This is a genomic window from Streptomyces sp. SID12501 (genome assembly GCF_010550245.1).
In the GTDB taxonomy this organism is placed as follows: Bacteria; Actinomycetota; Actinomycetes; order Streptomycetales; family Streptomycetaceae; genus Streptomyces.
The window spans coordinates 1-571 of record NZ_JAAGLU010000319.1 but is presented as its reverse complement, the minus strand read 5'-3'; the positions used below and the strand labels follow the sequence as shown (position 1 = coordinate 571).

Here is a 571-nt window from a genome sequence, read left to right as displayed (position 1 = left end):
CAACGGCATCTTCGGCCTCTCCCCCGACGGCAGCGCCATCTTCCAATGGACCGGCAACGGCACCACCTGGAACAAAGTCGGCGGAGCAGCCGGAACACTCTTCGCCGGCGGAGCAGGCCTCTTCGCCACCAACCCCACCAACGGCGACCTCTACAAAATGAACGGCCCCGACAACTGGGCCAAGATCGGCGGAGCCGGCCACCAGTTCGCCGTCGCCGCAGACGCCATCTACGGCCTGTCACCCACCAGCGACGCCGTCTTCAAGTGGTCCGGCAACGGCACCACCTGGCACAAGGTCGGCGGCCCCGCCTCCTTCATCGCGGGCCGGTAACCGACTCATTCCCAGTGGCCCACCGGAGCTGTCCTCCGTCGCGAGGGTTCCGGTGGGCCGCTTCCAGTTCGTCGAGGCACGCCGAGGGGATCGGCTCGGGCCGTGTGGTGGCCGGACACACCTGGCGGTGCCTGATTGTGATGACGAGCACCATATGACGCCGACCTGGGCACTCCTACGTTGTGGCCACACCCGACGCCCCCGTAGAGCCCCTGGAAGTGGTGCACATGGTCTCCTCCG

1 protein-coding gene is annotated in these 571 nt (G+C 67.3%); it reads left to right on the top strand.

Annotation, left to right across the window (positions count from 1 at the left end; translation table 11 throughout):
* Positions 1–331, top strand: a 331-nt coding sequence (locus tag G3I71_RS45980; protein WP_203733057.1) for a hypothetical protein, incomplete at its 5' end; no start/stop codon positions are given.
* Positions 332–571 lie beyond the last annotated feature (240 nt).